At 60.5% G+C, this 25275-nt stretch carries 16 protein-coding genes and 3 pseudogenes; 9 read left to right on the top strand and 10 right to left on the bottom strand.

Going from position 1 to position 25275, the window contains the following annotated elements:
• Positions 1-8 precede the first annotated feature (8 nt).
• On the bottom strand, positions 9-1550 hold the full coding sequence (gene istA, locus ABIF91_RS09585) for an IS21-like element ISFK1 family transposase (RefSeq protein WP_060907903.1): 1542 nt from the start codon (positions 1548-1550) through the stop codon (positions 9-11).
• 175 nt (positions 1551-1725) lie between these two features.
• On the opposite strand from istA, the pseudogene ABIF91_RS09590 reads away from it, so the two are divergent.
• A pseudogene (locus ABIF91_RS09590) lies at positions 1726-2596 on the top strand (IS110 family transposase); the annotation flags it as partial.
• 1174 nt (positions 2597-3770) lie between these two features.
• The gene (locus tag ABIF91_RS09595) at positions 3771-4094 is read left to right on the top strand and encodes a DUF7694 domain-containing protein (RefSeq protein ID WP_418224650.1); all 324 of its coding nucleotides are present in this window, start codon (positions 3771-3773) and stop codon (positions 4092-4094) included.
• A gap of 383 nt (positions 4095-4477) precedes the next feature.
• Here ABIF91_RS09595 and ABIF91_RS09600 read toward each other — a convergent pair.
• The 3 genes and pseudogenes from ABIF91_RS09600 to ABIF91_RS09610 form a co-directional block, all read right to left on the bottom strand.
• A pseudogene (locus ABIF91_RS09600) lies at positions 4478-4948 on the bottom strand (transposase); the annotation flags it as partial.
• 77 nt (positions 4949-5025) lie between these two features.
• Positions 5026-5793, bottom strand: coding sequence for an IS21-like element IS1631 family helper ATPase IstB (gene istB / locus ABIF91_RS09605; RefSeq protein ID WP_038952109.1), 768 nt, complete (start codon positions 5791-5793; stop codon positions 5026-5028).
• A 174-nt stretch (positions 5794-5967) separates the two neighbouring features.
• Complete coding sequence (locus tag ABIF91_RS09610) at positions 5968-7311, bottom strand: IS1380-like element ISBdi2 family transposase (RefSeq protein WP_208086440.1); 1344 nt, start codon at positions 7309-7311, stop codon at positions 5968-5970.
• A 220-nt stretch (positions 7312-7531) separates the two neighbouring features.
• Between ABIF91_RS09610 and ABIF91_RS09615 the strand changes: the two genes are divergently transcribed.
• Both ABIF91_RS09615 and ABIF91_RS09620 read left to right on the top strand, forming a co-directional pair.
• Positions 7532-8661 (top strand): IS3-like element ISRj2 family transposase gene (locus ABIF91_RS09615; protein WP_129557670.1). Its coding sequence is split into 2 segments (ribosomal slippage): positions 7532-7784 and positions 7784-8661, totalling 1131 coding nucleotides; the frame shifts between segments, so codons are not numbered across the junction.
• 202 nt (positions 8662-8863) lie between these two features.
• Positions 8864-9391: a YopT-type cysteine protease domain-containing protein gene (locus tag ABIF91_RS09620; protein ID WP_424579113.1), complete on the top strand. Its 528-nt coding sequence runs from the start codon at positions 8864-8866 to the stop codon at positions 9389-9391.
• Between the two features lie 20 nt (positions 9392-9411).
• On the opposite strand, the gene ABIF91_RS09625 is transcribed toward ABIF91_RS09620, so the two are convergent.
• Positions 9412-10680 (bottom strand): IS256 family transposase, encoded by a 1269-nt coding sequence (locus ABIF91_RS09625; RefSeq protein ID WP_424579110.1) that lies wholly within the window; start codon positions 10678-10680, stop codon positions 9412-9414.
• A 453-nt stretch (positions 10681-11133) separates the two neighbouring features.
• On the opposite strand from ABIF91_RS09625, the gene ABIF91_RS09630 reads away from it, so the two are divergent.
• Complete coding sequence (locus tag ABIF91_RS09630) at positions 11134-12402, top strand: IS256 family transposase (protein WP_038952271.1); 1269 nt, start codon at positions 11134-11136, stop codon at positions 12400-12402.
• Positions 12403-13542: 1140 nt separating this feature from the next.
• Here ABIF91_RS09630 and groL read toward each other — a convergent pair.
• Entirely contained in the window at positions 13543-15183 is a 1641-nt protein-coding gene (groL, locus tag ABIF91_RS09635; RefSeq protein ID WP_028182103.1) for a chaperonin GroEL, read from the bottom strand.
• Positions 15184-15265: 82 nt separating this feature from the next.
• Positions 15266-15580 (bottom strand): co-chaperone GroES, encoded by a 315-nt coding sequence (locus ABIF91_RS09640; protein ID WP_011084856.1) that lies wholly within the window; start codon positions 15578-15580, stop codon positions 15266-15268.
• Positions 15581-16529: 949 nt separating this feature from the next.
• Here ABIF91_RS09640 and ABIF91_RS09645 point away from each other — a divergent pair.
• A complete protein-coding gene (locus ABIF91_RS09645; protein ID WP_028144322.1) occupies positions 16530-17177 on the top strand; it encodes an FkbM family methyltransferase in 648 nt (215 codons plus the stop codon).
• A 548-nt stretch (positions 17178-17725) separates the two neighbouring features.
• Here the strand turns inward: ABIF91_RS09645 and ABIF91_RS09650 are convergent.
• On the bottom strand, positions 17726-19069 hold the full coding sequence (locus ABIF91_RS09650; RefSeq protein WP_208086440.1) for an IS1380-like element ISBdi2 family transposase: 1344 nt from the start codon (positions 19067-19069) through the stop codon (positions 17726-17728).
• A gap of 658 nt (positions 19070-19727) precedes the next feature.
• A protein-coding gene (locus ABIF91_RS09655; RefSeq protein WP_424579114.1) for an IS3-like element ISRj2 family transposase occupies positions 19728-20857 on the bottom strand; the annotation gives its coding sequence in 2 pieces (ribosomal slippage) (positions 19728-20605 and positions 20605-20857; 1131 coding nt in all).
• Between the two features lie 433 nt (positions 20858-21290).
• On the opposite strand from ABIF91_RS09655, the gene ABIF91_RS09660 reads away from it, so the two are divergent.
• The 3 genes and pseudogenes from ABIF91_RS09660 to ABIF91_RS09670 all read left to right on the top strand — a co-directional run.
• Positions 21291-22007 (top strand): thermonuclease family protein, encoded by a 717-nt coding sequence (locus tag ABIF91_RS09660; RefSeq protein WP_028182266.1) that lies wholly within the window; start codon positions 21291-21293, stop codon positions 22005-22007.
• A gap of 8 nt (positions 22008-22015) precedes the next feature.
• On the top strand, positions 22016-22759 hold the full coding sequence (locus tag ABIF91_RS09665; RefSeq protein WP_028144320.1) for a carbonic anhydrase: 744 nt from the start codon (positions 22016-22018) through the stop codon (positions 22757-22759).
• A gap of 1560 nt (positions 22760-24319) precedes the next feature.
• Positions 24320-24633, top strand: a pseudogene (locus ABIF91_RS09670) (transposase); the annotation flags it as partial.
• A gap of 46 nt (positions 24634-24679) precedes the next feature.
• On the opposite strand, the gene ABIF91_RS09675 reads toward ABIF91_RS09670, so the two are convergent.
• Positions 24680-25264, bottom strand: coding sequence for a UPF0149 family protein (locus ABIF91_RS09675; protein ID WP_424579115.1), 585 nt, complete (start codon positions 25262-25264; stop codon positions 24680-24682).
• Positions 25265-25275 lie beyond the last annotated feature (11 nt).

The following is a 25275-nucleotide window of genomic DNA, read 5'->3' on the forward strand; positions in this document are numbered from 1 at the left end:
TCCTTGCTTCAGTGGAAGTAGTCGCGTCCGCGGATGTTGCCGTGGCGCAGGGGCTGGTGCTCGAAAGATTCGTCGAAGAACGTGCGATCGAGGCCGTTCTGGAGGATCGATCTAATCGAGGCGACGGAGCGCGCCTTGATGAGGATGCCCCTCCGGCAGGCTGCGTCGAGGCGTTCGGCGCCGTAGCTTTTGACGAGCGCCAGAATGCCAAGGCAGGTTCGAAAGCCTTGTTCTGGATGGGGGCGGGCGTCGATCACGGCCTGGAAAAACGCTGCTGTCGAAGGACCGATCCGCTCGCCGGCGGCGATCACCGCGGCGGGGGTCCATTTGCCGTAGCGGCGATGGGCGCTGGGCATGTGGTCGGCGATGGTGGTGTGTCCGCGTCGGTTGGGCGCGCGGGCATGGCTGGCGATCCGCTGGCCCTTGTGGAAGATCTCGACCGTCCGATCGTCGATACGGGCATCGACCAGCTCGCCAATCAGACGATACGGCGCGGAGTACCAATGGCCGTCGACCTCGACATGATAATCGGGAGCGAGGCGGCAGCGCTTCCAGCGTGCGAAGGCATAAGGCTGATCTGGCAGCGGGGTTAGCTTGGGTTTGTCGAGTTCGGCAAACAGTTCGGCGCGGCTTGAGCCGAAGCCACGCATTTGACGAGCATTGAGTTCGTCGACGAGTGTCTTGATGGCGGCGTTGAGCTCGGCCCGGGAAAAGAAGCGCTGATTGCGCAGCCGGGCCAGAATCCAGCGCTGGGCGATTTGCACCGCGACCTCGACCTTCGCCTTGTCTTTTGGGCGCCGCGGCCGTGCGGCGAGAATGGCCGTGCCGTAATGGCTCGCCATCTCGGCATAAGTGCGATTGAGGCCGGGATCGTAGCGGTCGGGGTTGCTGACGGCGGCTTTGAGGTTGTCGCAGACCACGAACGTCGGCGTTCCGCTCAAAAACGTGAACAAGTTGACGTGGGCCCGGATCCAGTCGGCCAAGCTCTCGCTGGGGCAGGCCTCGGCGTAGGTGTAGTTCGAAGCGCCCATCGCCGCGACGAACAGCTTCATCGGCTGCACTTCCCCGGTCAGGGGATCGACGATGTCGATGGTGTCGCCGGCGAAATCCACGAACACCTTCTCGCCGCCCAGATGAATCTGCCGCATCGAAGGTCGGACCCGCCCCTTCCAGGCCTCGTAGGTAGTGCAGAACCACGTGTACCCGAAACCGTCGGGATTAACGGCGCGATACTCCTCCCAGAGCAGGCGACGGGTTACGTTGCGCCGGCGGAGCTCTTTATCGATGTAGCTCCAGTCGGGCACCGGCCGCTGCGGGCTCTGAGACGCTGGTCGTGGGGCCGGGAAAAGCAAAAGCTCCAGGTCTTCATCGGTCATTCCCTCCGGAAGCGGCCAGCTCAACCCAGCAGAGCGGGCGCGGCTCAGGTAGCTGTGCACAACGCCGTTGCTGACGCCCACGCTCCGCGCGATGGCCCGCTCTGGCAGGCCTTGAAAATGTTTTAACCGAAGGACTTCCTTGATCCGGCGCATCGACAATCTCTGGGTAGGCATTGGACTTCCTCGTTAACCACGAGGTCATCCCTAAGCCGGTTGAGTTGTCGGCCGAAGCGCTGCAAGGCTCCGAAAGCCTTGCTCACGATCCCGCGAAATCGTTGCTCACGATCGTCTGAAATCTCTGCTCACGATCCCCTGAAATCCGCGCTCACGATCCCGCGAAACGCGCACCCACTATTGGGCGCGCGAGATCGCAGCTCTCGGTCATGAGGTCCGGCTCATTCCGCCGGCTTATGTCAAACCCTTCGTCAAGCGTGGCAAGACGGATGCGGCGGACGCTGAGGCCATCAGCGAAGCGGTGACCCGAAAGACCATGCGCTTCGTGCCGATTAAGACGGCTGAGCAACAGGCTGCCGCGATGGTGCTGAAGACCCCGCGCTCTTCTAGTGCGGCAGCGAACGCAATCGGTCAACGCGTTGCGCGCGCATCTGGCAGAATTGGGGATCATCGCCACCGCCGGCCTGGCAAAGGTTGAGGCGCTGGTCGCAATCATACGGGATGAGACAGATGCACGCCTGCCCGCAGCAGCGCGCTTCGCGCTGATGGCTATTGCCGACGAGATTGAAGCTTCAGCCGACCAGATCGAGAGGCTCGAGCGCGCAATCGTCGCGGAGGCCAAGCACGACGAGGACATGCGTCGGTTGACCACGATCCCTGGCGTCGGCGCCATTACGGCGGCGACCATCAAAGCGCTTGTGCCGGATCCCGGCGGGTTCAAGTCGGCTCGCCACTTTGCCGCCTGGCTGGGATTGACGCCGCGGCCTCATTCAAGCGGAGGCAAAGAGCGGTTGGGACGAATATCGAAGATGGGAAATCCAGAACTCCGCTCTCTCCTCGTTGTCGGGGCAACGGCCGTCTTGCGGCTTGTCCGAAACGACGTTCGGGCGCGGCCGTGGCTGAAGGCGCTTCTCGCCAGACGCCCCTTCAAGGTTGCCGCCGTCGCGCAGGCCAATAAGACGGCGCGGATCATCTGGGCGCTCCTGAACAAGGGCGAAATTTATCGGCGTCCCGACCCATTGGCGATTGCCGCGGTGACGCAGTGACCGCCAAAACGAGACCGGCGCAGGCCGGCAGAGGGCGAGGTGCAACAACTGGCGATGAACCCATGGGACGAAATCCCGAAACGAGTGAAGCTACTGCCCCCAATGCGCTCAAGCGCGTAAACTTGATTTAGCTCCTCGTTCCGCGGATCTCATCGAGGCCCGCGGCCATATTGTGCCGCGCGCAAAGGCCGGACATATGACCGCACCGTTCCAATGTGTGAAATCGACTGAAAAAGCTCTTGCCTCGCGGGCCGTTCCACATATGGGGGCAAGGTCACGTAGCGAACGCGTTAAGGGCCGCATCTTAGTGAGGCCTATAAATCGAGCGATATTTGCAGTGGCAGCCAATGAGATCGGTTAATCATTGTTCCTGACCGTTAGCTGACGATCGAGGTCGCAGCGGTCCGCTGGATGTGCCAGCTAAGAAGTGCATTCCAGACGTCTGCGGCTATGTACGAGCCGATTTGGACGCCATAAAACTGAATGGTTTTCACATAATTGACGCATTAGGACTGTTCAGCCTTTGCGAGAAGGCCGCAAGGGATCAAGTACACTCCCGCAGAAGCAGCAATGTCGCCCGGAGCTATCTGGTGCGGCAACTGCGAGCATCATGAAGTCTGGATTCCGCCGCCAATAGGAGAGCATGGCATGATGAGGGACAATTCATTGAAGACGAGATGAGGCCTCAAGAGCCGCCGACTTCGCATGCTCAAGCGTGATGTGCGCTCTGCCGGCGATGAGCAGTGAATGCCTGGCACCGATCAAGACTGCTTCGCCGCGGAGAGGCTCAATGGCGGACTTACATAAGTAGCGGGAAGATTCGATCGGCGGGTCGCCTAACTCAACGTACAGATCGTGCCACCGCCCGTCCTCAGGCAACCGGCGGCACCGAGCGCAATTCGAGCACCAGAGGCATAACTAGAGGAGCGTGAGTGATGATAGACGTCTACCGCTTTTGCGGATGGTGCGTTGTAGAGTGGTTCAGGAAAGCTGGGCCGAGAATCGCGGAGGTTGACTTGTTGCGCGACAACGTCATCTACGTAGAGTTCAGGGCTATCCGAGAGGCAAAGGAGCGGGCGTGCGAGCGCAGGTGGTAGACAAGCTGGAGGCGGGCCGGGTGCAGCATGGCCGGTTCGCGACTGCTCCGGGATCAGGCCCTTGCGGTCTCTTCTTTGTGCAGGGGCCTTGCGGGTGTGAACTAAAGATAAGTGCATTTGTCCGTCCTGGGTGGGAGCATGTCGCTGTTTCGACACCGCGGCGTTGTCCAAACTGGGAGGAGATGTGCTTTGTCAAAGACATGTTCTGGGATGAAGAAGAGTGCGTCATGCAACTGCATCCGCCACATTCGCGTTATGTGAATAACAGCCGATATTGCCTTCATTTGTGGAGACCCATTTATCGAGACATTCCGATGCCGTCTCCGAGCTTCGTAGGCGTCGTTGGATTGAGTCCCTCAGATGCGGCAACGTTGTTCGCGCGGATGAGCGCGACAGCATGACGGACTGAGTTTACAATATCCGAGCACAAGGTGAGGCCGAGCGGGTGCACAAGCACCGGTTCGGCGTCCCGATGAGATGTCACAAGCGGGTGTATGTCAGGCTCGCTCGGCCGTTGCGGCGTGCAAGGCGGGCTGAGATGAAATGCCGCTGTCAAACAGGAGCAGCCTCAGAGCGAACAACAGCATCTCGCTCGCTGATAGCCGATCACGGGGCGAACTGGGGACGCGAATTGCGCGCTCTTTGGAGGCGAAGTTTTGGGCGCCGGGCGGCGCGGCACGATGAGGGTGAGATCGATCTCAAGCCCACGACGGGAGTGTCAGAAGTTTTGTGTAAGAGCGTCTCTGTGAGGGGTTTGCGGGGTCAGCGGACTGACCCCATGGGGTCAGTCCGCTGAGCCTGCAAAGCGCTCGCCGAACTGGATGGCAAACTGGCCCATTGCGGCCGTCCATGCAACCGGTCGTCGCCAATGGATGCCGGCATTTCTGATGGCGAGGTAAAGCAGCTTCATCGCCGCCTCGTCGTTGGGGAAGCTGCCGCGTGTTTTGATGATCTTGCGCAGCGAACGGTTCAGCGCCTCGACCGCGTTGGTGGTATAGATCATTTTGCGTATCTCCGGCGCGAAGGCGAAGAACGGAATGACGTGCTCCCACGCCCGGCGCCAGGCCGCCCCGATCGCGGGATAGCGCTTGCCCCACTCGGCTTCGAAGTCCTCGAGCCTGAGCAGAGCGGCGTCGGCATTCTCGGCATGATAGATCGCCTTGATCGAGGGAAGGATCGCCTTGCGATCCTTCCAGGACACGAAGGATAGGCTGTTGCGGATCAAATGCACGATGCAGGTCTGGACCATCGCCTTGGCCCCGCGGGTCACTTCAAATTCCTCCGGGTGTGGTCAGTCAAATTCCTCCACCCGCGAGGCAGGACAAGGGACTGTTAGTTTGAGTTTGTTTCCCGGGCAAGAGCTTCAGCGGCTTCTTTGAGCCGATAGCTGCGTCCGTCGAACTCAAGCAGATGGCAATGATGCATAAGGCGATCGAGGATCGTCGTGCTCATAGTGTTGTCCCCAAGGTATGCCCCCCAATCCTGCACGACGCGATTGGAGGTGACGATGACGCTGCGGCGCAGTTTGTAACGCTGATGGATCAGGGTCTGCAGCAAAGTGCCGGCGTCGTCGGGGATGGCGCGTGCGAGGAATAGATCGTCCAGCACGAGGAGATCGCAGTCGATGATGGTTCGCAGCCGGACCTCGCGTTGTGCCGGAGAGTTCAGGGCGTAGCGGTGGAAGAAGTCGTCGGTCTCAAGATACTGGACCTTGTGGCTTTGCAGGATCGCCTGATAGGCAATCGCCTTGGCGATGTGCGACTTCCCGGTGCCAGGTTTGCCAACAAGCAGAGCGTTCTCGCCAGCGGCAATGAACGCCAGGGTGTGGAGCTGGAAGCAGGTCTGACGTGGCAGTTTGGGATTGAAGGACCAGTCGAACTCGGCGAGCGTCAGCTTTTCGTCGAGCCCGGATTGCTGGTATCGCCGCTCGATAAGACGGGACTGACGACGGTCCAGTTCATCCTGCAGGATAAGGGAGAAGGTCTCGAGGAAGGGCTGGTTGGCGCCCTGCGCCTGGAGCACGCGCGTCTGCAGCGTGTCGCGGACACCCGACAGGCGCAGCTGTCGTAGGCAACGCTCAATTTCCGGCATGGTCATCATGTGGCTAGCCCGTCCTATTCGTGAGAGTGCGGCTTTTGGGCCCGATTGATGCGGCCGCACATCTTGTCTGACGAGGCGCACAGGATTGCCTTCGGCTTTTCGCCGCCTGACGACCGGTACTTTGCAACGCGCTTGAGGGATGGGTTGGGCGAACGGGGGCGGACGCCCCGCCGGTCAAGGACCGAGCGGCAGCAGCGCGCCGGGCAAGCCGCAGATCAGGTCGGCTTCGGGACATGCCGCGGCAAACGCAAGGCGAATGCGGCTCGTGGTCTCGACGACACGGGCGGCGATTTTCAAGAGCCGAAGACGCAGCGTCGCGAACTCGGCAGCGGCCAATTCCCGGGCTTTGGGAATGGCGTCGCGCACGGTCAGCATCAGCCAATAAGCGGCCGTATGGAGCACGAGACGGACCTGGTTGGCGAGCGCCGAACGGCAGCTGGTGCGATCGGAGGCGAGCTGCGTCTTATGCAGCTTGATCAGATTCTCGGCTTGGCCGCGCGCGCAATACAGGCTGTCGTAGATCCACTCGGCCGAGCCGACATCGAGGCTGGTGACGACGAAGCGGATGTCGAGGCCGAGCATCGTCGCCTCAATACGGGCGACAGTGCGCCGTTCGCGATCCCAGGACTTTGCCTTGTGGCGCGTCTCGGTATAGCCACGCAGAACCGGCAGGTTCTCGATGGCGCGTCGGGTGCGGATGTCGTCGGCGACCTCGTCGACTTTTCTGGCGAGAGGCTTGGTGCCGGACAGACCGAAGATGTAGTCGATGCCGTTGGTCTCGCACCACGCCATTGCCTCCGGCCGGGCATAGTGCCCGTCGCCACGGAACGTAATTTGCGTGTTGTGCCATCGCGTCCGGATATGCCGTACCAGGCGGCGCAGATGGGCACGCACCTCGACGCCGCCCGGCGTCTTGCCGGGCCGCAGCACGACGGCCACGGGCCGGCTCTTCTCCGTGTCGTAGACGTGGATCGGCAGGAAGCAGCGTTCGTCATAATGAGCGTTGAACAGCGAGAGCTGCTGATGGCCGTGGACGACGTCGCAGGTATCATCGATGTCGAGCGTGACGGATGCCGGCTCGCGCGGGTAGCTATCCATCCATGCGTCGACCAAAGTGTAGGTCAGCCGGATCACGTCGCGCAGGCGCGGAGCATTCTCCAGCCGCGACAGCGTCGGCTGGGAACACAAATCCCGGCCCGTGTCCGGTAGGCGACCGCAGGCCAGTTTGAATGCCGGATCGGACCTCAGATGATCGAGGTCGTCGGCGTCCTCGTAGCCGCAGCAGATCGCGAACATGCGAGCGCGGAACATATCGACCAGGCTGTGCACGACCCGCGTCGGATCGCGCCGATCCGGGAACACCCGGGCCAGATTGTTGGCCAAACCGAGACGCCGCTCGGCCATCGCCAGAAGCATCACGCCCCCGTTCGAGGTTAGGCGCCCACCATCGAAGGCAGCTGTGACTTTCTTGGCGTGAACGGCTGGAAACGAGAAGGGCGGAATCGTATCGTCGGTCATGGCGGGCGTGGCGTTCGCGGTTGGAGGTGATGGGGTTGGCTTCGCAACCGAATCCTACGCCGCATCAGCGCTTTACCCCTCAGGCGCACTCTTACGAATAAGACGGGTTAAGTTGAAGAAAGATTGAGTGACAGAGCTGGCCCCGCAAATTCGGACAGTAGCTTGAGTGGATTTTCTGCCTGACAGCGGCGAGGATTCTTGCTGCGAATCAGGAGCGAAGATGACGAAGAAGAGCCGCCGGACGCATTCTCCGGCATTCAAGGCGAAGGTTGCTTTGGCTGCGGTCAAAGGCGACAAGACACTGGCGGAGCTGGCGCAACTGTTTGATGTTCATCCGAACCAGATCACGATCTGGAAAAACCAGCTCCTGGAAGGCGCCGCCGGCGTGTTTGGGCATGACAAGACATCGGCCGAGACGCCGGTCGATTTGAAGGCGTTACATGCCAAGATCGGCGAGCTGGCGTTGGAAAACGATTTTTTGTCCGGCGCGCTCACCAAGGCGGGCCTGCTGAGCGCAAAGCGATGATCGACCGCGATCATGATCTTTCTATCGTGCGCCAGGCGAAGGTCCTGAAGCTGGCTCGCAGTACGGTCTACTATGAACCTCGGCCAGTTTCGGCCGAGGACCTTGCCTTGATGCGTCGGCTCGATGAGCTGCATCTCGATTATCCCTTCGCGGGAGCGCGTATGCTGCGATCGTTGCTGCGGCGGGAGGGCGTATACGCCGGTCGCCGCCACATCGCGACGCTGATGAAGCGCATGGGGATCGAGGCGGTCTATCGTCGCCCGAACACGAGCAAGCCGGCTCCGGGTCACAAGATCTACCCGTACCTGTTGCGCGGATTGAAGATCGAGCGGCCCGACCATGCGTGGGCAATGGACATCACCTACATTCCGATGCGGCGTGGCTTCGTCTATCTCGCGGCGGTCGTCGATGTGTTCAGCCGACGGGTCCTGGCCCATCGCGTCTCGATCACAATGGAGGCGGCCTTCTGCGTCGAAGCGGTCCAGGAGGCGTTGGCGAAGCACGGCAGGCCCGAGATTTTCAACACGGATCAGGGCAGCCAGTTCACCAGCCTCGAGTTCACCGATGTGCTGCTGGACGCGAAGATCGCCATCAGCATGGACGGCAAGGGCGCCTGGCGCGACAACGTGTTTGTCGAGCGGCTCTGGCGCACGGTCAAATACGAAGAAGTATATCTCCGCGCCTACGACAGCGTGTCCGAGGCGCGAGCGTCAATTGCCAAGTATCTGGCCTTCTACAATCAGGGACGCCCTCACTCGAGCCTTGACGGGCGCACGCCCGACGAGGCTTACTTCGGCACGCAAGCTATGGTGATGGCCGCATGACCGTCGCCGACGGTTTTGTCGTCGCTCTGGTCGGGCTACGCCCTCCCGACGCAACGACAAAACCGTAAAGCCCCGCGTTCAGCATAACCCGGCAGGAATCCACTTAAATCCAGCGGGGCGCTGTCCAAACAACCGGGGCCAGCTCTCATCCTCTCTGTCCTCCAGCTCCGAGTTATCCGTTGCCACTAGCCCTGTCCGTCCTCTGTTCGATTACAGGACGGCGGAATTGCCCCAAGCCAATGTCAGTGGAATCTGTGTTGGATTGGCCGCGGAGTGGCTCCTTGATCTCCCAAGCCGCGCTTCCTCCCGAATGGGGGTTCTGCTCCCGGGCACGGAAAATCACCGCTCGGCGGCAAGACGGCAGGAACAGTCTGAAAAGCTTAAGACTCAATTGAAAGAGGATAAGGCGGAAGGGTCTCACAATTTCCAGGCAAAAAGCACAATCTTGCGTGACGCCGGCCTAGAACCATCTGCTGAAGAGACGCGATATAGGTTTGGTACATCTTCGTGCATCGACAAGATCGTAAACGAGCTTGCGCAGGATCCATCCGTCCATTTGGTCAGCTTGAAATTCGTCCAACCTGGCGCCGGCACCCACACGATTGCAACGGCAACGTCGAATGGAACGACGATTCTCTCTGATCCTAACTATGGCGAATTTACTGTTCCGTCAGATCGGGTCGGAGGGTTGTTTAAGAGTCTTGCCGAGCGCTATAGGAGCTATGGCTGATTTTGGGTGACGCGGCCTGATCAGGCGGCGTGGCTTTCAGTGTTCGGAATGACGTCGATTCCGTCGATGAACTTTACACCGGCGATGACTTTCGGCAACTGGTTCGTGCTCTTCAATCGCCGCCAGGTCTTCGATGCGGCGTCGATGAGCTTGAACACCATCAGCTTCGCAGTTTGTTGCGACAGCGATCCCTTGGTCCGCACCGTTCGGTGGCGCACCGTGGCGAAGACGCTCTCGATCGGGTTCGAGCTGCGTAGGTGGATCCAGTGCTCAGCAGGGAAGTCGAAGAAGGCGAGCAGCGCATGGCGATCCTTGATCAGGCACTCCACCGCACGTCCGTATTTGACGTGGTATTTCTCGACGAAGACGTCGATCGCGGTTTCAGCTTCGGCCCGGTGTGGGGCCAGATAGATGTTCCGCAGGTCGTTCTTCATGGGGCCCTGCACGGATTTGGCGACCTTGTCGAGTACGTTGCTCACTTTATGGCACCAGCATCGTTGGTGCCGCGTGCCGGGAAAGGCCTCGTCCAGTGCCTTCCAGAAGCCGAGGGCGCCGTCGCCGATGGCGAGTTGCGGGGCAATCCGTAACCCGCGTTGCCGCAGGTCGATCAGGAGTTCGCGCCAGCTCTGCGCGCTCTCGCGCACGCCGACCTGGAAGCCGATCAGCTCCTTCTTGCCTTCCGGCGTGGTGCCAATCAGCACCAGCATGCATTCGCTGTGATCTTCCATGCGGGCCTGCAGGTACACGCCATCGGCCCAGATGTAGACATAGCGACGCGCCGACAGATCGCGTCTCTGCCAGCGTTCGTACTCGACCTGCCAATCGGCCTTCAGGCCGGCGATCACCGAAGGCGACAGGTTCGGCGCATCCTTGCCGAGCAGCGCCGAGAGCGCCTCCTGGAAGTCGCCGGTCGAGATGCCGCGCAAATAGAGGACCGGGATCAAGGCATCCAGGCTCTTCGTCCGCCGCGCCCATAGCGGCAGGATTGCCGAACTGAAGCGGAGGCGGTCGCCTGGCCCGCTCGCTCCGCGGTCGCGGACCTTGGGACGAGCGACCTCCACCGGACCGATGCCGGTCGCAATCTCGCGCACCGGACCGTGCCCATGTCGGACCAGGCGCGCTCGACCGTCGGGCAGCGTCAGATTGGCCGTGCTGGCCAGAAACGCGCCAACCTCGATCTCGATCGCCCTGGCAAGCAGGTCCCGCGCGCCGGCACGAACGATATCGGTCAGTGGATCATCAACCGCGGACGGCTGACGGAAAGCAAGAACATTGGTAGTCTCGGTCATGGCGTATCGCTCTCCTCGAGAGGTTCTGGCAGGCTCGTCACCCGCCTCGATACGCCGCCTTCCTCACACCGTCATCACCCAGATTCCGCCATAGCTCGCGCTATAGCACCCTGAACAAACGTGATATTTCGGCGGTCGTCACACAAAGGATCAGGTATGGGCATCCCAATGCAACGGACCTTGCCCTATTCCCGCGCGCGGAACCTCATCGGTAGACACGAGGCAGCCGCATCGCCCGCCTTGTTTCACCCGCCGCGGTTTCTGTGGATGTTCAATCGATGCTCTCGATGGAAGTTCTCTGGAAGTAGTGCAGAGAGGGGAATGTTTAGCGACATAGGTTCGCCGGTCACTGAGGTGAGCTATGGCGGAATCTGGGTGATGACGGTGTGAGGAAGGCGGCGTATCGAGGCGGGTGACGAGCCTGCCAGAACCTCTCGAGGAGAGCGATACGCCATGACCGAGACTACCAATGTTCTTGCTTTCCGTCAGCCGTCCGCGGTTGATGATCCACTGACCGATATCGTTCGTGCCGGCGCGCGGGACCTGCTTGCCAGGGCGATCGAGATCGAGGTTGGCGCGTTTCTGGCCAGCACGGCCAATCTGACGCTGCCCGACGGTCGAGCGCGCCTGGTCCGACATGGGCACGGTCCGGTGCGCGAGATTGCGACCGGCATCGGTCCGGTGGAGGTCGCTCGTCCCAAGGTCCGCGACCGCGGAGCGAGCGGGCCAGGCGACCGCCTCCGCTTCAGTTCGGCAATCCTGCCGCTATGGGCGCGGCGGACGAAGAGCCTGGATGCCTTGATCCCGGTCCTCTATTTGCGCGGCATCTCGACCGGCGACTTCCAGGAGGCGCTCTCGGCGCTGCTCGGCAAGGATGCGCCGAACCTGTCGCCTTCGGTGATCGCCGGCCTGAAGGCCGATTGGCAGGTCGAGTACGAACGCTGGCAGAGACGCGATCTGTCGGCGCGTCGCTATGTCTACATCTGGGCCGATGGCGTGTACCTGCAGGCCCGCATGGAAGATCACAGCGAATGCATGCTGGTGCTGATTGGCACCACGCCGGAAGGCAAGAAGGAGCTGATCGGCTTCCAGGTCGGCGTGCGCGAGAGCGCGCAGAGCTGGCGCGAACTCCTGATCGACCTGCGGCAACGCGGGTTACGGATTGCCCCGCAACTCGCCATCGGCGACGGCGCCCTCGGCTTCTGGAAGGCACTGGACGAGGCCTTTCCCGGCACGCGGCACCAACGATGCTGGTGCCATAAAGTGAGCAACGTACTCGACAAGGTCGCCAAATCCGTGCAGGGCCCCATGAAGAACGACCTGCGGAACATCTATCTGGCCCCACACCGGGCCGAAGCTGAAACCGCGATCGACGTCTTCGTCGAGAAATACCACGTCAAATACGGACGTGCGGTGGAGTGCCTGATCAAGGATCGCCATGCGCTGCTCGCCTTCTTCGACTTCCCTGCTGAGCACTGGATCCACCTACGCAGCTCGAACCCGATCGAGAGCGTCTTCGCCACGGTGCGCCACCGAACGGTGCGGACCAAGGGATCGCTGTCGCAACAAACTGCGAAGCTGATGGTGTTCAAGCTCATCGACGCCGCATCGAAGACCTGGCGGCGATTGAAGAGCACGAACCAGTTGCCGAAAGTCATCGCCGGTGTAAAGTTCATCGACGGAATCGAAGTCATTCCGAACACTGAAAGCCACGCCGCCTGATCAGGCCGCGTCACCCAAAATCAGCCATAGCTCCACTGAGGTTTGTGAGCCCCGCGCCATCGCGTGTCAGAGCAATCGCCTGCGCTTCCTCTCAGGCCGGACCGGCGGCCCGTTAGGCTAACCTCCTCGTAGGGTTGCGTTACCCGACGCCCAATCGCGCTCAGGGGGCCGGTCGGCAACCAAGCATCCACAGAGTCGGCACTAGCTGGAGCCGATCTGCTTCGGAATCACCGCCAGCCGCTTTTATAGTGAGCTCACCAACCAAATAGCTGCTGCCGGGGGCATCGGCTTGCCGTCGCACCGGCGCCTCAAAGCCAGTCATCGCTCGCCACGAGCTCCGCGACAATCCGCCTTCTCTCGTCGCTGGACTTGATTGACGGCTTCGGTGAGGACCTCATCCGCGATCTGACTCAGTGATATTGCAGCGCTGTGTTGTTCCAAGCTTCTCAATGGAATTGTGCGCCGAGCTGGAGCACTCTTTCACGGATTAAAGTGCCGAATAGTGCGAGTGACATCGCGAAGTTTGGACGAGGAGTTCCTGCGCGGAGCGCTCGCATGGGGGGTATTTAGCTAATTCGGATGACCGGCGCCCGGTAGCGTGGATCCGATTACGCGGGAAGCAGCGGGGGCGCTGGTCGGGTGGATGGATCAGACGCTGTCTCTGCCGCGCATGCGCGACTGGTTGAAGTTAGCAGGAGCGTGACTCGGCGCCGAAATCCCCACGCATACTCGGGGCGAGCGCTGTCCCTACCACGCGCCGCTAACTTCAAGAGTCATTGTACACCGAATAGCTGTCCAAAAGCTGACGAACCCGACGGCATGCATCCGGCGAAAGCGCCTGCGCGGGTTCATGCCCTGCTGCCTAGCACCCAGCCATCTGCCTAGTGGACGACCAACGTAAAATATCGTTAGCATAGACACATTCCATCCCCTCAGCGCGTCGTGCCGGACGCGGTCCTGTCGCCGCCAAGGAACGGTCACAAGCAAGTTGAGCCGGGGCCTGCCGCCGCGCACATGGATAGGCCGATAGGCCCATGGGCTGTATTCTTCGTCGACTGGCAGGCTACAGACCGCTCGCTGCAAAAAACCCTGACATTATCGCCAGGGTTTTGCATGCCATCGAGAATTTAAGGAGGCCGATCAGAAGTCCATACCGCCCATGCCGGGGGCCGCAGGCATTGCTGGACCAGCCGTAGCCTTCTTCGGCAGCTCGGCAACCATCGCTTCCGTCGTGATCAGCAGCCCGGCCACCGAAGAGGCGTTCTGGACCGCGATGCGCACGACCTTGGCCGGGTCAATGATACCCTTGGAAACGAGGTTGCTGTACTCGCCTGTCTGGGCGTCGAAACCAAAAGAGTACTGCTCGTTGTTGAGGACCTTGCCGACCACGATCGAACCGTCCTCGCCGGCGTTGATCGCGATCTGGCGGGCCGGCCAGGACAGCGCCTTACGCACAATCTCGACGCCGGTCTTCTGGTCGTCGTTCTCGGTGCGCAGACCCTTGAGCTGCTCGGAAGCACGGAGCAGGGCGACGCCGCCGCCCGGGACGATGCCTTCCTCGACCGCCGCGCGGGTCGCATGCATCGCGTCATCAACGCGATCCTTGCGCTCCTTCACCTCGACCTCGGTCGCGCCGCCGACGCGGATCACCGCGACGCCGCCAGCGAGCTTGGCGAGACGCTCCTGGAGCTTCTCACGGTCGTAGTCCGAGGTGGTCTCCTCGATCTGCGCCTTGATCTGGGCCACGCGCGCCTCGATGTCGGCCTTCTTGCCGGCGCCGTTGACGATCGTGGTGTTCTCCTTGTCGATCATCACCTTCTTGGCGCGGCCGAGCATGTTGAGCGTGACGTTCTCGAGCTTGATGCCGAGATCTTCCGAGATCGCCTGGCCGCCGGTCAGGATCGCGATGTCCTGCAGCATGGCCTTGCGGCGATCGCCGAAGCCCGGAGCCTTGACGGCCGCGACCTTCAGACCACCGCGCAGACGGTTCACGACCAGGGTCGCAAGCGCTTCGCCTTCGACGTCCTCGGCGACGATGACCAGCGGCTTGCCGGTCTGCACCACGGCCTCGAGCAGCGGCAGCAGCTCGTTCAGCGAGGAGAGCTTCTTCTCGTTGATGAGGATGTAGGCGTCGTCCATCTCAACGCGCATCTTGTCGGCGTTGGTGACGAAGTAGGGCGAGATGTAGCCGCGGTCGAACTGCATGCCCTCGACGACGTCAAGCTCGGTCTCGAGCGACTTGGCTTCCTCGACGGTGATGACACCCTCGTTGCCGACCTTCTTCACCGCGTCGGCGAGGAACTTGCCGATCTCCTGGTCGCCGTTTGCCGAAATTGCGCCGACCTGGGCGATCTCGTCGTTCGAGGTGACCTTCTTGGAGTTCTTCTGAAGGTCCGCAACCACAGCCTCGACCGCAAGGTCGATACCGCGCTTGAGGTCCATCGGGTTCATGCCGGCGGCAACCGACTTGGCGCCTTCTCGCACAATCGCAGCGGCCAGGACGGTCGCGGTGGTGGTACCGTCGCCAGCAGCATCCGCAGCCTTCGAAGCGACCTCACGCACCATCTGGGCACCCATGTTCTCGAACTTGTCGTCGAGCTCGATCTCCTTGGCGACGGCAACGCCGTCCTTGGTAATTCGAGGTGCGCCGAACGACTTGTCGAGCACGACGTTGCGGCCTTTCGGACCGAGCGTGACCTGCACGGCGTTGGCGAGAATGTCGACACCGCGCAGCATACGGTCCCGCGCGTTTACTCCGAACTTCACTTCTTTGGCTGACATAGAAAATTCCTTCAGTCCCTATTAAGTCATCCTTTGGCGCGCCCGATGGGCTCTCCTCAGGAGGGGTGAGCTTTGCTGTGAATTAGGCGGCTTTCTTCTTGGAGAAGACATCGGTGAGAACACCCATCACGTCGCTCTCCTTCATAATCAACAGGTCTTGCCCATCGATCTTGACCTCGGTGCCGGACCACTTGCCAAACAGCACGCGATCACCGACTTCGATGTCGATCGGAATTAGCTTGCCGCTATCATCGTGGCCGCCCGGGCCAACTGCAATGACTTCGCCCTGCGATGGCTTTTCTTTGGCTGTGTCGGGGATGATGATGCCGCCGGCGGTCTTCTCTTCTGCGTCGATACGCTTGACCACGACGCGGTCGTGAAGCGGACGGAATTTCATAGAGGTCTCCTGAGCGTCTGAACAAGTTGGAGTTAAGCACAATGTGACAAGCAGCCCGTAGCAAGAGTCAGGCCAGAAATGCGCTAAGCGATCTGCCCTTCCAGTTCCGCTGAAGCATTCAGCGGCTGCGCGTGTGTTGTCCAGAAGCAAACGCGTAGAGGTGCACCAGCCCGCCCGCTGTCGTGAAAATGACATTGCGTTTCTTCGAATACTGCTTTGATCCCGGGAACACTTCAACGCTGCTCCGGGGGCCGTTGGACAGTTCGAAAGACTGCGCGTGTTGGCGGCGGTGCCGGCATTGCACGTGATCGCCTGACGGCACCATCTAGCAGCTGTGGCGGACAAAGCGTGCGGTCCACAAGCGGTGTCCAGCGGCGGCGCTCAAACCCTATTGAATTCACCCTGGTCATCGTGCCGGCAGCACTTGAAGAAATTTGCACGCGCCGCGAAAGCTTGATTGCGCCGGACATCGCGTACCGCTGTGCTTTCACGGTTGCGTTCCTCGCCTGCGTTTCCGAGGAAGAGAGTGCCGGGAGCTACTATCTGAGATGGCGGCCATGAGCCGAGAGCGCGCATTTTTGCGCAATTGTCATCGAGATGAGGGGCTGTTGCTATGCACGAGGGGCCACTCTGCTCGGCACGTGCCATAAATCATATCCGGCAGGTGGCGCTTGAACCAAGGCGTTCTTTCGGCTGGCAAAAAGCCAAGACGGCGATCTGACTCACTGAGGCCGCATTTTCCGGCGATAGGGTCGAGAATTGCATCGCGAGGTGCTCGATAGACTCCCTCCTTTTGATGTCGATGGCATCCAAACAGCTGTCGAGGATCGAAGGGATTGGCGGATTTAAGAGCAATATACCTTGATATACGTTGTGCAGCTGCTTCCGGCGTGTGATCGACTTCCAAGTCAAAATTCATCCGATCTCCGCGCACCATGGAAGAGCATCTGTGTCGTCCGTAGAAGTGCATCAGCACATCGTCTCACTTCTGCAGAAGCCGAATCCGGTCATCCTGGATATTGGCTGCAATGATGGGACTGATACGCAAAAGTTCCTCGAGCTGTGCCCGCAACCCGAGCTTTACTGCTTTGAGCCGGACCCCCGAGCGATCGCGCGCTTCAAGAAGAAGCTCGGTCCATCCCTCAATAAGGTGAAGCTGCTAGAAATTGCCATCAGTGACCGAAACGGGACGATCGACTTCCATCCGAGTAATGCAGATGGGGATGCGAAAGATTGGGACCTGTCCGGTTCAATACGCCGCCCAAAGAATCATCTTACCGAGTATGATTGGGTCCGGTTTGATCGGCCTGTCTCAGTTGAAACACGGCGGCTTGACGACTGGTGCAGCGAAGCCAAATTGGACGGAGTCGATTTCATCTGGATGGACGTTCAGGGAGCCGAAGCCGACGTTATCGCCGGCGGTATGCGGACCTTGAGCAACACGCGCTTTATCTACACCGAATATAGTGATCGCGAGCTCTACGAAGGGCAGTTGAGCCTGCAAGCCATTCTTAGCTTATTGCCATCATTTGAAGTGGCGGCTCACTATCCGCGCGCAGTGGAAGGTGATGTATTGCTCAGGAATACGCGTGTCTAGCAGCTACTCATATCTAGCGTCTCATTCATGCCGCGCCTGATCAACGGACTCTGTGATGGCCGCACCCGCAAAACGGTGATCGTCAAGGCGGGCGGCTATCGTTAGCCCGATTGGTGTGCGGTTTCGGGCCGGCGTGAGCGCCAGCCGGTCCGTAGGGTGCGGCCAGCGCCATGGCAGTCAGCGGGTCCATCCGATCCTGAGGAGCTAAGGCCGTGGCGCCGTGGCGCTGCCGTGGCGATCGGACAGCCGATGTAGCAGCAAGGCGTTCGCACATTCATGACGCCGCTTCGTCGGTTCCGCTCTACCGGCAGTCGCCAGGATCTACTGCCGATCACGCCAATCCATCGCGCGGCCTCGTCGGCGCGCCCCAAACCGGGTCTAGCCCGTCCTATTCGTGAGAGTGCGGCTTTTGGGCCCGATTGATGCGGCCGCACATCTTGTCTGACGAGGCGCACAGGATTGCCTTCGGCTTTTCGCCGCCTGACGACCGGTACTTTGCAACGCGCTTGAGGGATGGGTTGGGCGAACGGGGGCGGACGCCCCGCCGGTCAAGGACCGAGCGGCAGCAGCGCGCCGGGCAAGCCGCAGATCAGGTCGGCTTCGGGACATGCCGCGGCAAACGCAAGGCGAATGCGGCTCGTGGTCTCGACGACACGGGCGGCGATTTTCAAGAGCCGAAGACGCAGCGTCGCGAACTCGGCAGCGGCCAATTCCCGGGCTTTGGGAATGGCGTCGCGCACGGTCAGCATCAGCCAATAAGCGGCCGTATGGAGCACGAGACGGACCTGGTTGGCGAGCGCCGAACGGCAGCTGGTGCGATCGGAGGCGAGCTGCGTCTTATGCAGCTTGATCAGATTCTCGGCTTGGCCGCGCGCGCAATACAGGCTGTCGTAGATCCACTCGGCCGAGCCGACATCGAGGCTGGTGACGACGAAGCGGATGTCGAGGCCGAGCATCGTCGCCTCAATACGGGCGACAGTGCGCCGTTCGCGATCCCAGGACTTTGCCTTGTGGCGCGTCTCGGTATAGCCACGCAGAACCGGCAGGTTCTCGATGGCGCGTCGCGTGCGGATGTCGTCGGCGACCTCGTCGACTTTTCTGGCGAGAGGCTTGGTGCCGGACAGACCGAAGATGTAGTCGATGCCGTTGGTCTCGCACCACGCCATTGCCTCCGGCCGGGCATAGTGCCCGTCGCCACGGAACGTAATTTGCGTGTTGTGCCATCGCGTCCGGATATGCCGTACCAGGCGGCGCAGATGGGCACGCACCTCGACGCCGCCCGGCGTCTTGCCGGGCCGCAGCACGACGGCCACGGGCCGGCTCTTCTCCGTGTCGTAGACGTGGATCGGCAGGAAGCAGCGTTCGTCATAATGAGCGTTGAACAGCGAGAGCTGCTGATGGCCGTGGACGACGTCGCAGGTATCATCGATGTCGAGCGTGACGGATGCCGGCTCGCGCGGGTAGCTATCCATCCATGCGTCGACCAAAGTGTAGGTCAGCCGGATCACGTCGCGCAGGCGCGGAGCATTCTCCAGCCGCGACAGCGTCGGCTGGGAACACAAATCCCGGCCCGTGTCCGGTAGGCGACCGCAGGCCAGTTTGAATGCCGGATCGGACCTCAGATGATCGAGGTCGTCGGCGTCCTCGTAGCCGCAGCAGATCGCGAACATGCGAGCGCGGAACATATCGACCAGGCTGTGCACGACCCGCGTCGGATCGCGCCGATCCGGGAACACCCGGGCCAGATTGTTGGCCAAACCGAGACGCCGCTCGGCCATCGCCAGAAGCATCACGCCCCCGTTCGAGGTTAGGCGCCCACCATCGAAGGCAGCTGTGACTTTCTTGGCGTGAACGGCTGGAAACGAGAAGGGCGGAATCGTATCGTCGGTCATGGCGGGCGTGGCGTTCGCGGTTGGAGGTGATGGGGTTGGCTTCGCAACCGAATCCTACGCCGCATCAGCGCTTTACCCCTCAGGCGCACTCTTACGAATAAGACGGGTTAAGTTGAAGAAAGATTGAGTGACTCCCGATCATTTCTGTGCCGAAACGTGGAGTCGCGGTCGTGCCGCGTCCAAAGAAACCGGCGCGAGCGGCCTATTAGACGCGGTAGGTGCTCAGCCTCCGAAACGAGACTATCAAGCATGAAGAGATCGAGCGCGAGGCAGAGGTTTTATTTGTGTTGAATTCTTGCTTCTCGATAGTGGTCTGAAATCGTATCATCGGTCATGGCGGGCGTGGCGTTCGCGGTTGAAGGTGATGGGGTGGCTTCGCAACCGAATCCTACGCCGCATCAGCGCTTTACACCACGCTCGCCAGCCTCTCAGGCGCCCTCTCGCGAATAAGACGGGCTAGCTTGCTAATGTCACTCCATCCCAACGGCAGAGGGCTGGCTGTATTGGAGGGCAGAGCTGGCCCCGGTTGTTTGGACAGCGCCCCGCTGGATTTAAGTGGAGTCCTGCCGGGTTATGCTGAACGCGGGGCTTTACGATTTTGTCGTTGCGTCGGGAGGGCGTAGCCCGACCAGAGCGACGACAAAATCGTCGGCGACGGTCATGCGGCCATCACCATAGCTTGCGTGCCGAAGTAAGCCTCGTCGGGCGTGCGCCCGTCAAGGCTCGAGTGAGGGCGCCCCTGATTGTAGAAGGCCAGATACTTGGCAATTGTCGCTCGCGCCTCGGACACGCTGTCGTAGGCGCGGAGATAAACTTCTTCGTATTTGACCGTGCGCCAGAGCCGCTCGACAAACACGTTGTCGCGCCAGGCGCCCTTGCCGTCCATGCTGATGGCCATCTTCGCGTCCAGCAGCACATCGGTGAACTCGAGGCTGGTGAACTGGCTGCCCTGGTCCGTGTTGAAAATCTCGGGCCTGCCGTGCTTCGCCAACGTCTCCCGGACCGCTTCGACGCAGAAGGCCGCCTCCATTGTGATCGAGACGCGATGGGCCAGGACCCGTCGGCTGAACACATCGACGACCGCCGCGAGATAGACGAAGCCACGCCGCATCGGAATGTAGGTGGTGTCCATTGCCCACGCATGGTCGGGCCGCTCGATCTTCAATCCGCGCAACAGGTACGGGTAGATCTTGTGACCCGGAGCCGGCTTGCTCGTGTTCGGGCGACGATAGACCGCCTCGATCCCCATGCGCTTCATCAGCGTCGCGATGTGGCGGCGACCGGCGTATACGCCCTCCCGCCGCAGCAACGATCGCAGCATACGCGCTCCCGCGAAGGGATAATCGAGATGCAGCTCATCGAGCCGACGCATCAAGGCAAGGTCCTCGGCCGAAACTGGCCGAGGTTCATAGTAGACCGTGCTGCGAGCCAGCTTCAGGACCTTCGCCTGGCGCACGATAGAAAGATCATGACCGCGGTCGATCATCGCTTTGCGCTCAGCAGGCCCGCCTTGGTGAGCGCGCCGGACAAAAAATCGTTTTCCAACGCCAGCTCGCCGATCTTGGCATGTAACGCCTTCAAATCGACCGGCGTCTCGGCCGATGTCTTGTCATGCCCAAACACGCCGGCGGCGCCTTCCAGGAGCTGGTTTTTCCAGATCGTGATCTGGTTCGGATGAACATCAAACAGTTGCGCCAGCTCCGCCAGTGTCTTGTCGCCTTTGACCGCAGCCAAAGCAACCTTCGCCTTGAATGCCGGAGAATGCGTCCGGCGGCTCTTCTTCGTCATCTTCGCTCCTGATTCGCAGCAAGAATCCTCGCCGCTGTCAGGCAGAAAATCCACTCAAGCTACTGTCCGAATTTGCGGGGCCAGCTCTCTTCATCGTCGGCCACTTTTTTTTGCAAAGACAACGTTCCGGGGTTCGGGTTTGTTCAGCATCGCCAGTTCGGCGCCGCCCGCGAGGATCTCCCCTCAGGTGGAGAGAGTAAAGCGCGGTCCTAGTGAGAGAGCCGCTGATGCTCGAAGAATAGCGCCGCACGCCCCAAAGAAATCACTTGATCCTTACGCAGCGTCAGGCCGTAGGTTCGCGTTCCGGCGAAGCCCTCATAAAGCGCGTCGGAAATGCCGGCGGAATAACGGACGTAACGCTGTCAAGCAGTCGAATGTATCGGCACCGTGTCGTGCGTGAAACGTGGATCAGGAGCGAAAGGTTGTTGTCGGGATGAAGAACCGCGGAATTATGTTCGCATTGCTCGCTCTCGTCACATCTCCGGTCTGCGCCGCGACGTTCAGCGGTGCTCCGCGCATCCTCGACGGCAATACGATCGAGATCGACAAAACCAACGTTCGGCTCTCAGGCATCGAAGCTCCTGAGACGGACCAGATTTGTCTCGACGCCAAGGGCCGGAAATGGGCCTGCGGCGTAGCTGCTCGCGACGAGCTTATCAAGCATTCAAATGGGCGAACCTGGGATTGTCATACCCAGAGAGTCGATGAGTACAGACGAGCCCTCGGTAACTGCTTCATCGAAGGCGAGAATGTGAACGTCTGGATGGTACGCTCGGGCTGGGCACTATCGGCTGCTCCATCTCACGCTGTCTATGAGTTGGCGGCAAGCACAGCCCATACGGGACTGTGGTCGGGAGCGTTCATCGCTCCCTGGGACTGGCCTCGCCGCAATAAGGGCACGATTATCGTCGGCGCGTGGTCGGTTCCGATCGACGCGCAGGAAGTACTGCTCGGATCCGTCCTGCTGTCGGAACCGCCGTCCCCCGAGTGCCTGATAAAAGGCACTGTCGAGCGCAGCGGCGAGCGGATCTATCACCTGCCAGGGCAAGCCAGCTACGAACTAATCGACATGACGAAGAAGCGTAGCGAACGCTGGTTTTGTAGCGAAGCGGAAGCCGAAGCCACCGGGTGGCGTAAGGCCGTGCGTTGAGGCGACACATGCATGCAGCCAATTCTCCAAATATGTACCATTTAACCAGGACCGCGCGTTCGCGCCGTTCGCTGTTGTTGTTTGCTGCGTCGACAGTTTTCCTGCGATTCGGCAATAAGATCGCCGATGCGAAGGAAGCAAAAAGCACGCCCAAGCCAGATAACCTGCTGTCGCCAGATGCTGCCCTGAAGCGGCTGCTGATGGGAAACGAACGTTATGTCCAGGGTGCATCACGAGCCGACGATCTTAGGCGCGAGCGTTCGGCTTTGGTCGAAGGCCAAAATCCATATGCGGCGGTTCTGAGCTGCGCCGACTCTCGCGTGGCGCCCGAATTTGTGTTCGACAGCGGGCTAGGTGATTTGTTTGTCTGCCGCGTCGCCGGCAACTTCGCTAATGATGATACACTCGCCAGTATGGAATATGCGGTCGCAGTACTGAACACGCCGCTAATCCTCGTACTAGGCCACGATCATTGCGGCGCGATAGACGCTACGATCAAGTCGCTCCATCAAGATAAGCCGCCGCCAGGGCACATTTCAGCCCTGGTGACCGCACTTGCTCCCGCCGTGAACGCATCTCTAGGGCAGGCCGGCGATACATCCGCCCGCGCAACCCGAAACAATGTGATCGACAATGTCAACAAACTCAGATCGACGGGCCCTATTCTGAAGGCTGCAGTCGAGCAGAACCGGCTGAAAGTCGTCGGGGCCCTGTATCGGATCGACAACGGTAAGGTCGATATTGTCAGCTGACACTAGCACATTCACACCCGAGGCAAATCATCTGCCGTGCGATACGGCCCTTCCGCTCCGCTGTTTGGTCCATCGTCTGCGACAAATGCCCCGGATACCATCCGCTCCACAATAAATGATCAACTCGGGAAGTGCTTCGGTATGCGTGGCGTCTTGATTCTGCTCATGTTCTACGTACTCATGCTAGCAACACGCGGCGAGCATCAAAAAACGCACCTAACGCGTCCGACAGCGTTCATGCCTCCATATTGAGTTGCAAACCCAATAGCGTGGTTCCGGCAGCAGATCGCGATAAAGCGCATTGCCTGGCTGTGAACTCCAGAGCCGGCGACGATCCTGAGATCTTCTGGCTCCGATCGAGCACGCCATGAATGGTGTTGCTTTATCACCAAGCTCAGCCAGGGCTGCAGATCACATAGAACAACCAGCAGGACTGGCCGCCCGGTCTGTAAACGAACATGCCGCCCGCGCCAGTAGGCCAGCCGCATCCATCATTCGTTAGATAGTCTCGTTCGCCGCCAAGGGACCCGGCCCGCAATGATGATGCCGTTGAAAGCATGGTTGTTTTCACCACGATCTCGCATGCACTGCCTGATATTGCGCACAATCGCACGACCCGCCCACTTGCACAATTTACTATCCGTCCTCCATAACGAGGTCGATACGAGACGAAACTGGCAGCTTGCAGATTGCATAGTGTGTACGCGAAGCCCATCAGGTTGTTAGTTGCTGCGGACACAGTAAATTGTGCCAGATTTGTCAGCCCAGGCGAATACCAGAACAATGATTCAAGTGTTGCGCACCGTCTGCCAGCCAGAAATCATCTGGCAACCGATCGACTTGGCAAGCAAGCTCTTCAACCACGGCGTCGCTCAGTAGGAAACAGAAGACTAGCTTCAGAACGTGGATCCCTCATCAGTCGCAACGCTCGTAGTGCGGGCATGCTGCGCGAATTTGGCAAGCTCGGCCAAAATCGGAAGCATTGGAAAACCGCCGAAGATGGAGGCGCCGGCGGCTGCAAAAGGGGTCGACAGGTCAGAATTCTGCCCGAATTTCTTGCGTCCTGTAGGACAGAAGGTAGACAGCTCGTGTGCTGCAACGAGCCTCCTAAGCTCCCCGGGGCCTCTTCGAAGCGCCTTGTCTTTGCTTGCATGAGCCGGGTACTCTTGCAGTCACCTCGAACAGATTTGATCGCGTAATTCAGCGTCTTGAACTCCGTGCGTTTGCTGAACACCAGCTGTCTGGAGGTCCGCTTCTAACCAGGCGCTCACCCGCAGTCGCACGAACGGCTATTGGGCTGTTGGTGGCATCGGGAGATCGGAGCGGGTGCTAATTTTGGCATTAACGTTGAATCTGGCCGGTCGGCGAACGAGGTCCGCTTCTGTCGTTTTGCTTGCGGTTTGTTGAGTCAATGACATTGGCGGAAAGTATACACGAAATTCACGAGCATGTGCTGGCACCGCGCGGCGGAAAGAGCTGGCCCCGCAAATTCGGACAGTAGCTTGAGTGGATTTTCTGCCTGACAGCGGCGAGGATTCTTGCTGCGAATCAGGAGCGAAGATGACGAAGAAGAGCCGCCGGACGCATTCTCCGGCATTCAAGGCGAAGGTTGCTTTGGCTGCGGTCAAAGGCGACAAGACACTGGCGGAGCTGGCGCAACTGTTTGATGTTCATCCGAACCAGATCACGATCTGGAAAAACCAGCTCCTGGAAGGCGCCGCCGGCGTGTTTGGGCATGACAAGACATCGGCCGAGACGCCGGTCGATTTGAAGGCGTTACATGCCAAGATCGGCGAGCTGGCGTTGGAAAACGATTTTTTGTCCGGCGCGCTCACCAAGGCGGGCCTGCTGAGCGCAAAGCGATGATCGACCGTAAACGGTACGAGAGGCCCACGGAGCCACGGACTTGGTGCGGACGACCTACGCACCGCGCTTGAAGCGTATAGGCATCCAGAACTGCCGGAGGGCCTCGACGGTTGCTGGAATGTTGCGCCAGGCGTTTTGGATGATGGGCTGCGTTCCCAGCGTGCGCCGGGCCGGGGGTAGCAAGGGTCGACCGGCGTCGTCGATGCAATGGACCAAGATCGGCCGCAGCATAAGGTGTTCGGTTCCATTCGGGGGGAGAAGCCGCGACCAGACGAGAAGCCGAAGCTTCATGACGGCGTAGAAGCCCATGCACCAGGGCTGCGGGTCGACTTCGCCGTCCGGTGATCGCACGAACAGCGGCTCGAAGCTCTCCGGTCTCGTCGACAGCGTCTCGCTGATAGCGTTGTGGCGCATCAGCGTGGCGGCGATTGCCGAGAACTCCTCGGTGTCGTGATTGAAGGCGTCGGGATCTACGCCGAGGAGCGGGCACACCCATTCCTCGGACGCCATCGAGACCGGCCCGGCGACGACCGCGGCCACCGCGCCATCGAGCATGGAGAGCGACGTCGCCCGCGGATGCCGAAGCGTCGGCGACCTGGCGCGCTTGCTGATCCATTGCCCGAGCCGTTCGAACGACAGATAGCGGTACG

Source organism: Bradyrhizobium sp. USDA 241 (assembly GCF_049739505.1).
GTDB classification, from domain to species: Bacteria; Pseudomonadota; Alphaproteobacteria; order Rhizobiales; family Xanthobacteraceae; genus Bradyrhizobium; species Bradyrhizobium liaoningense.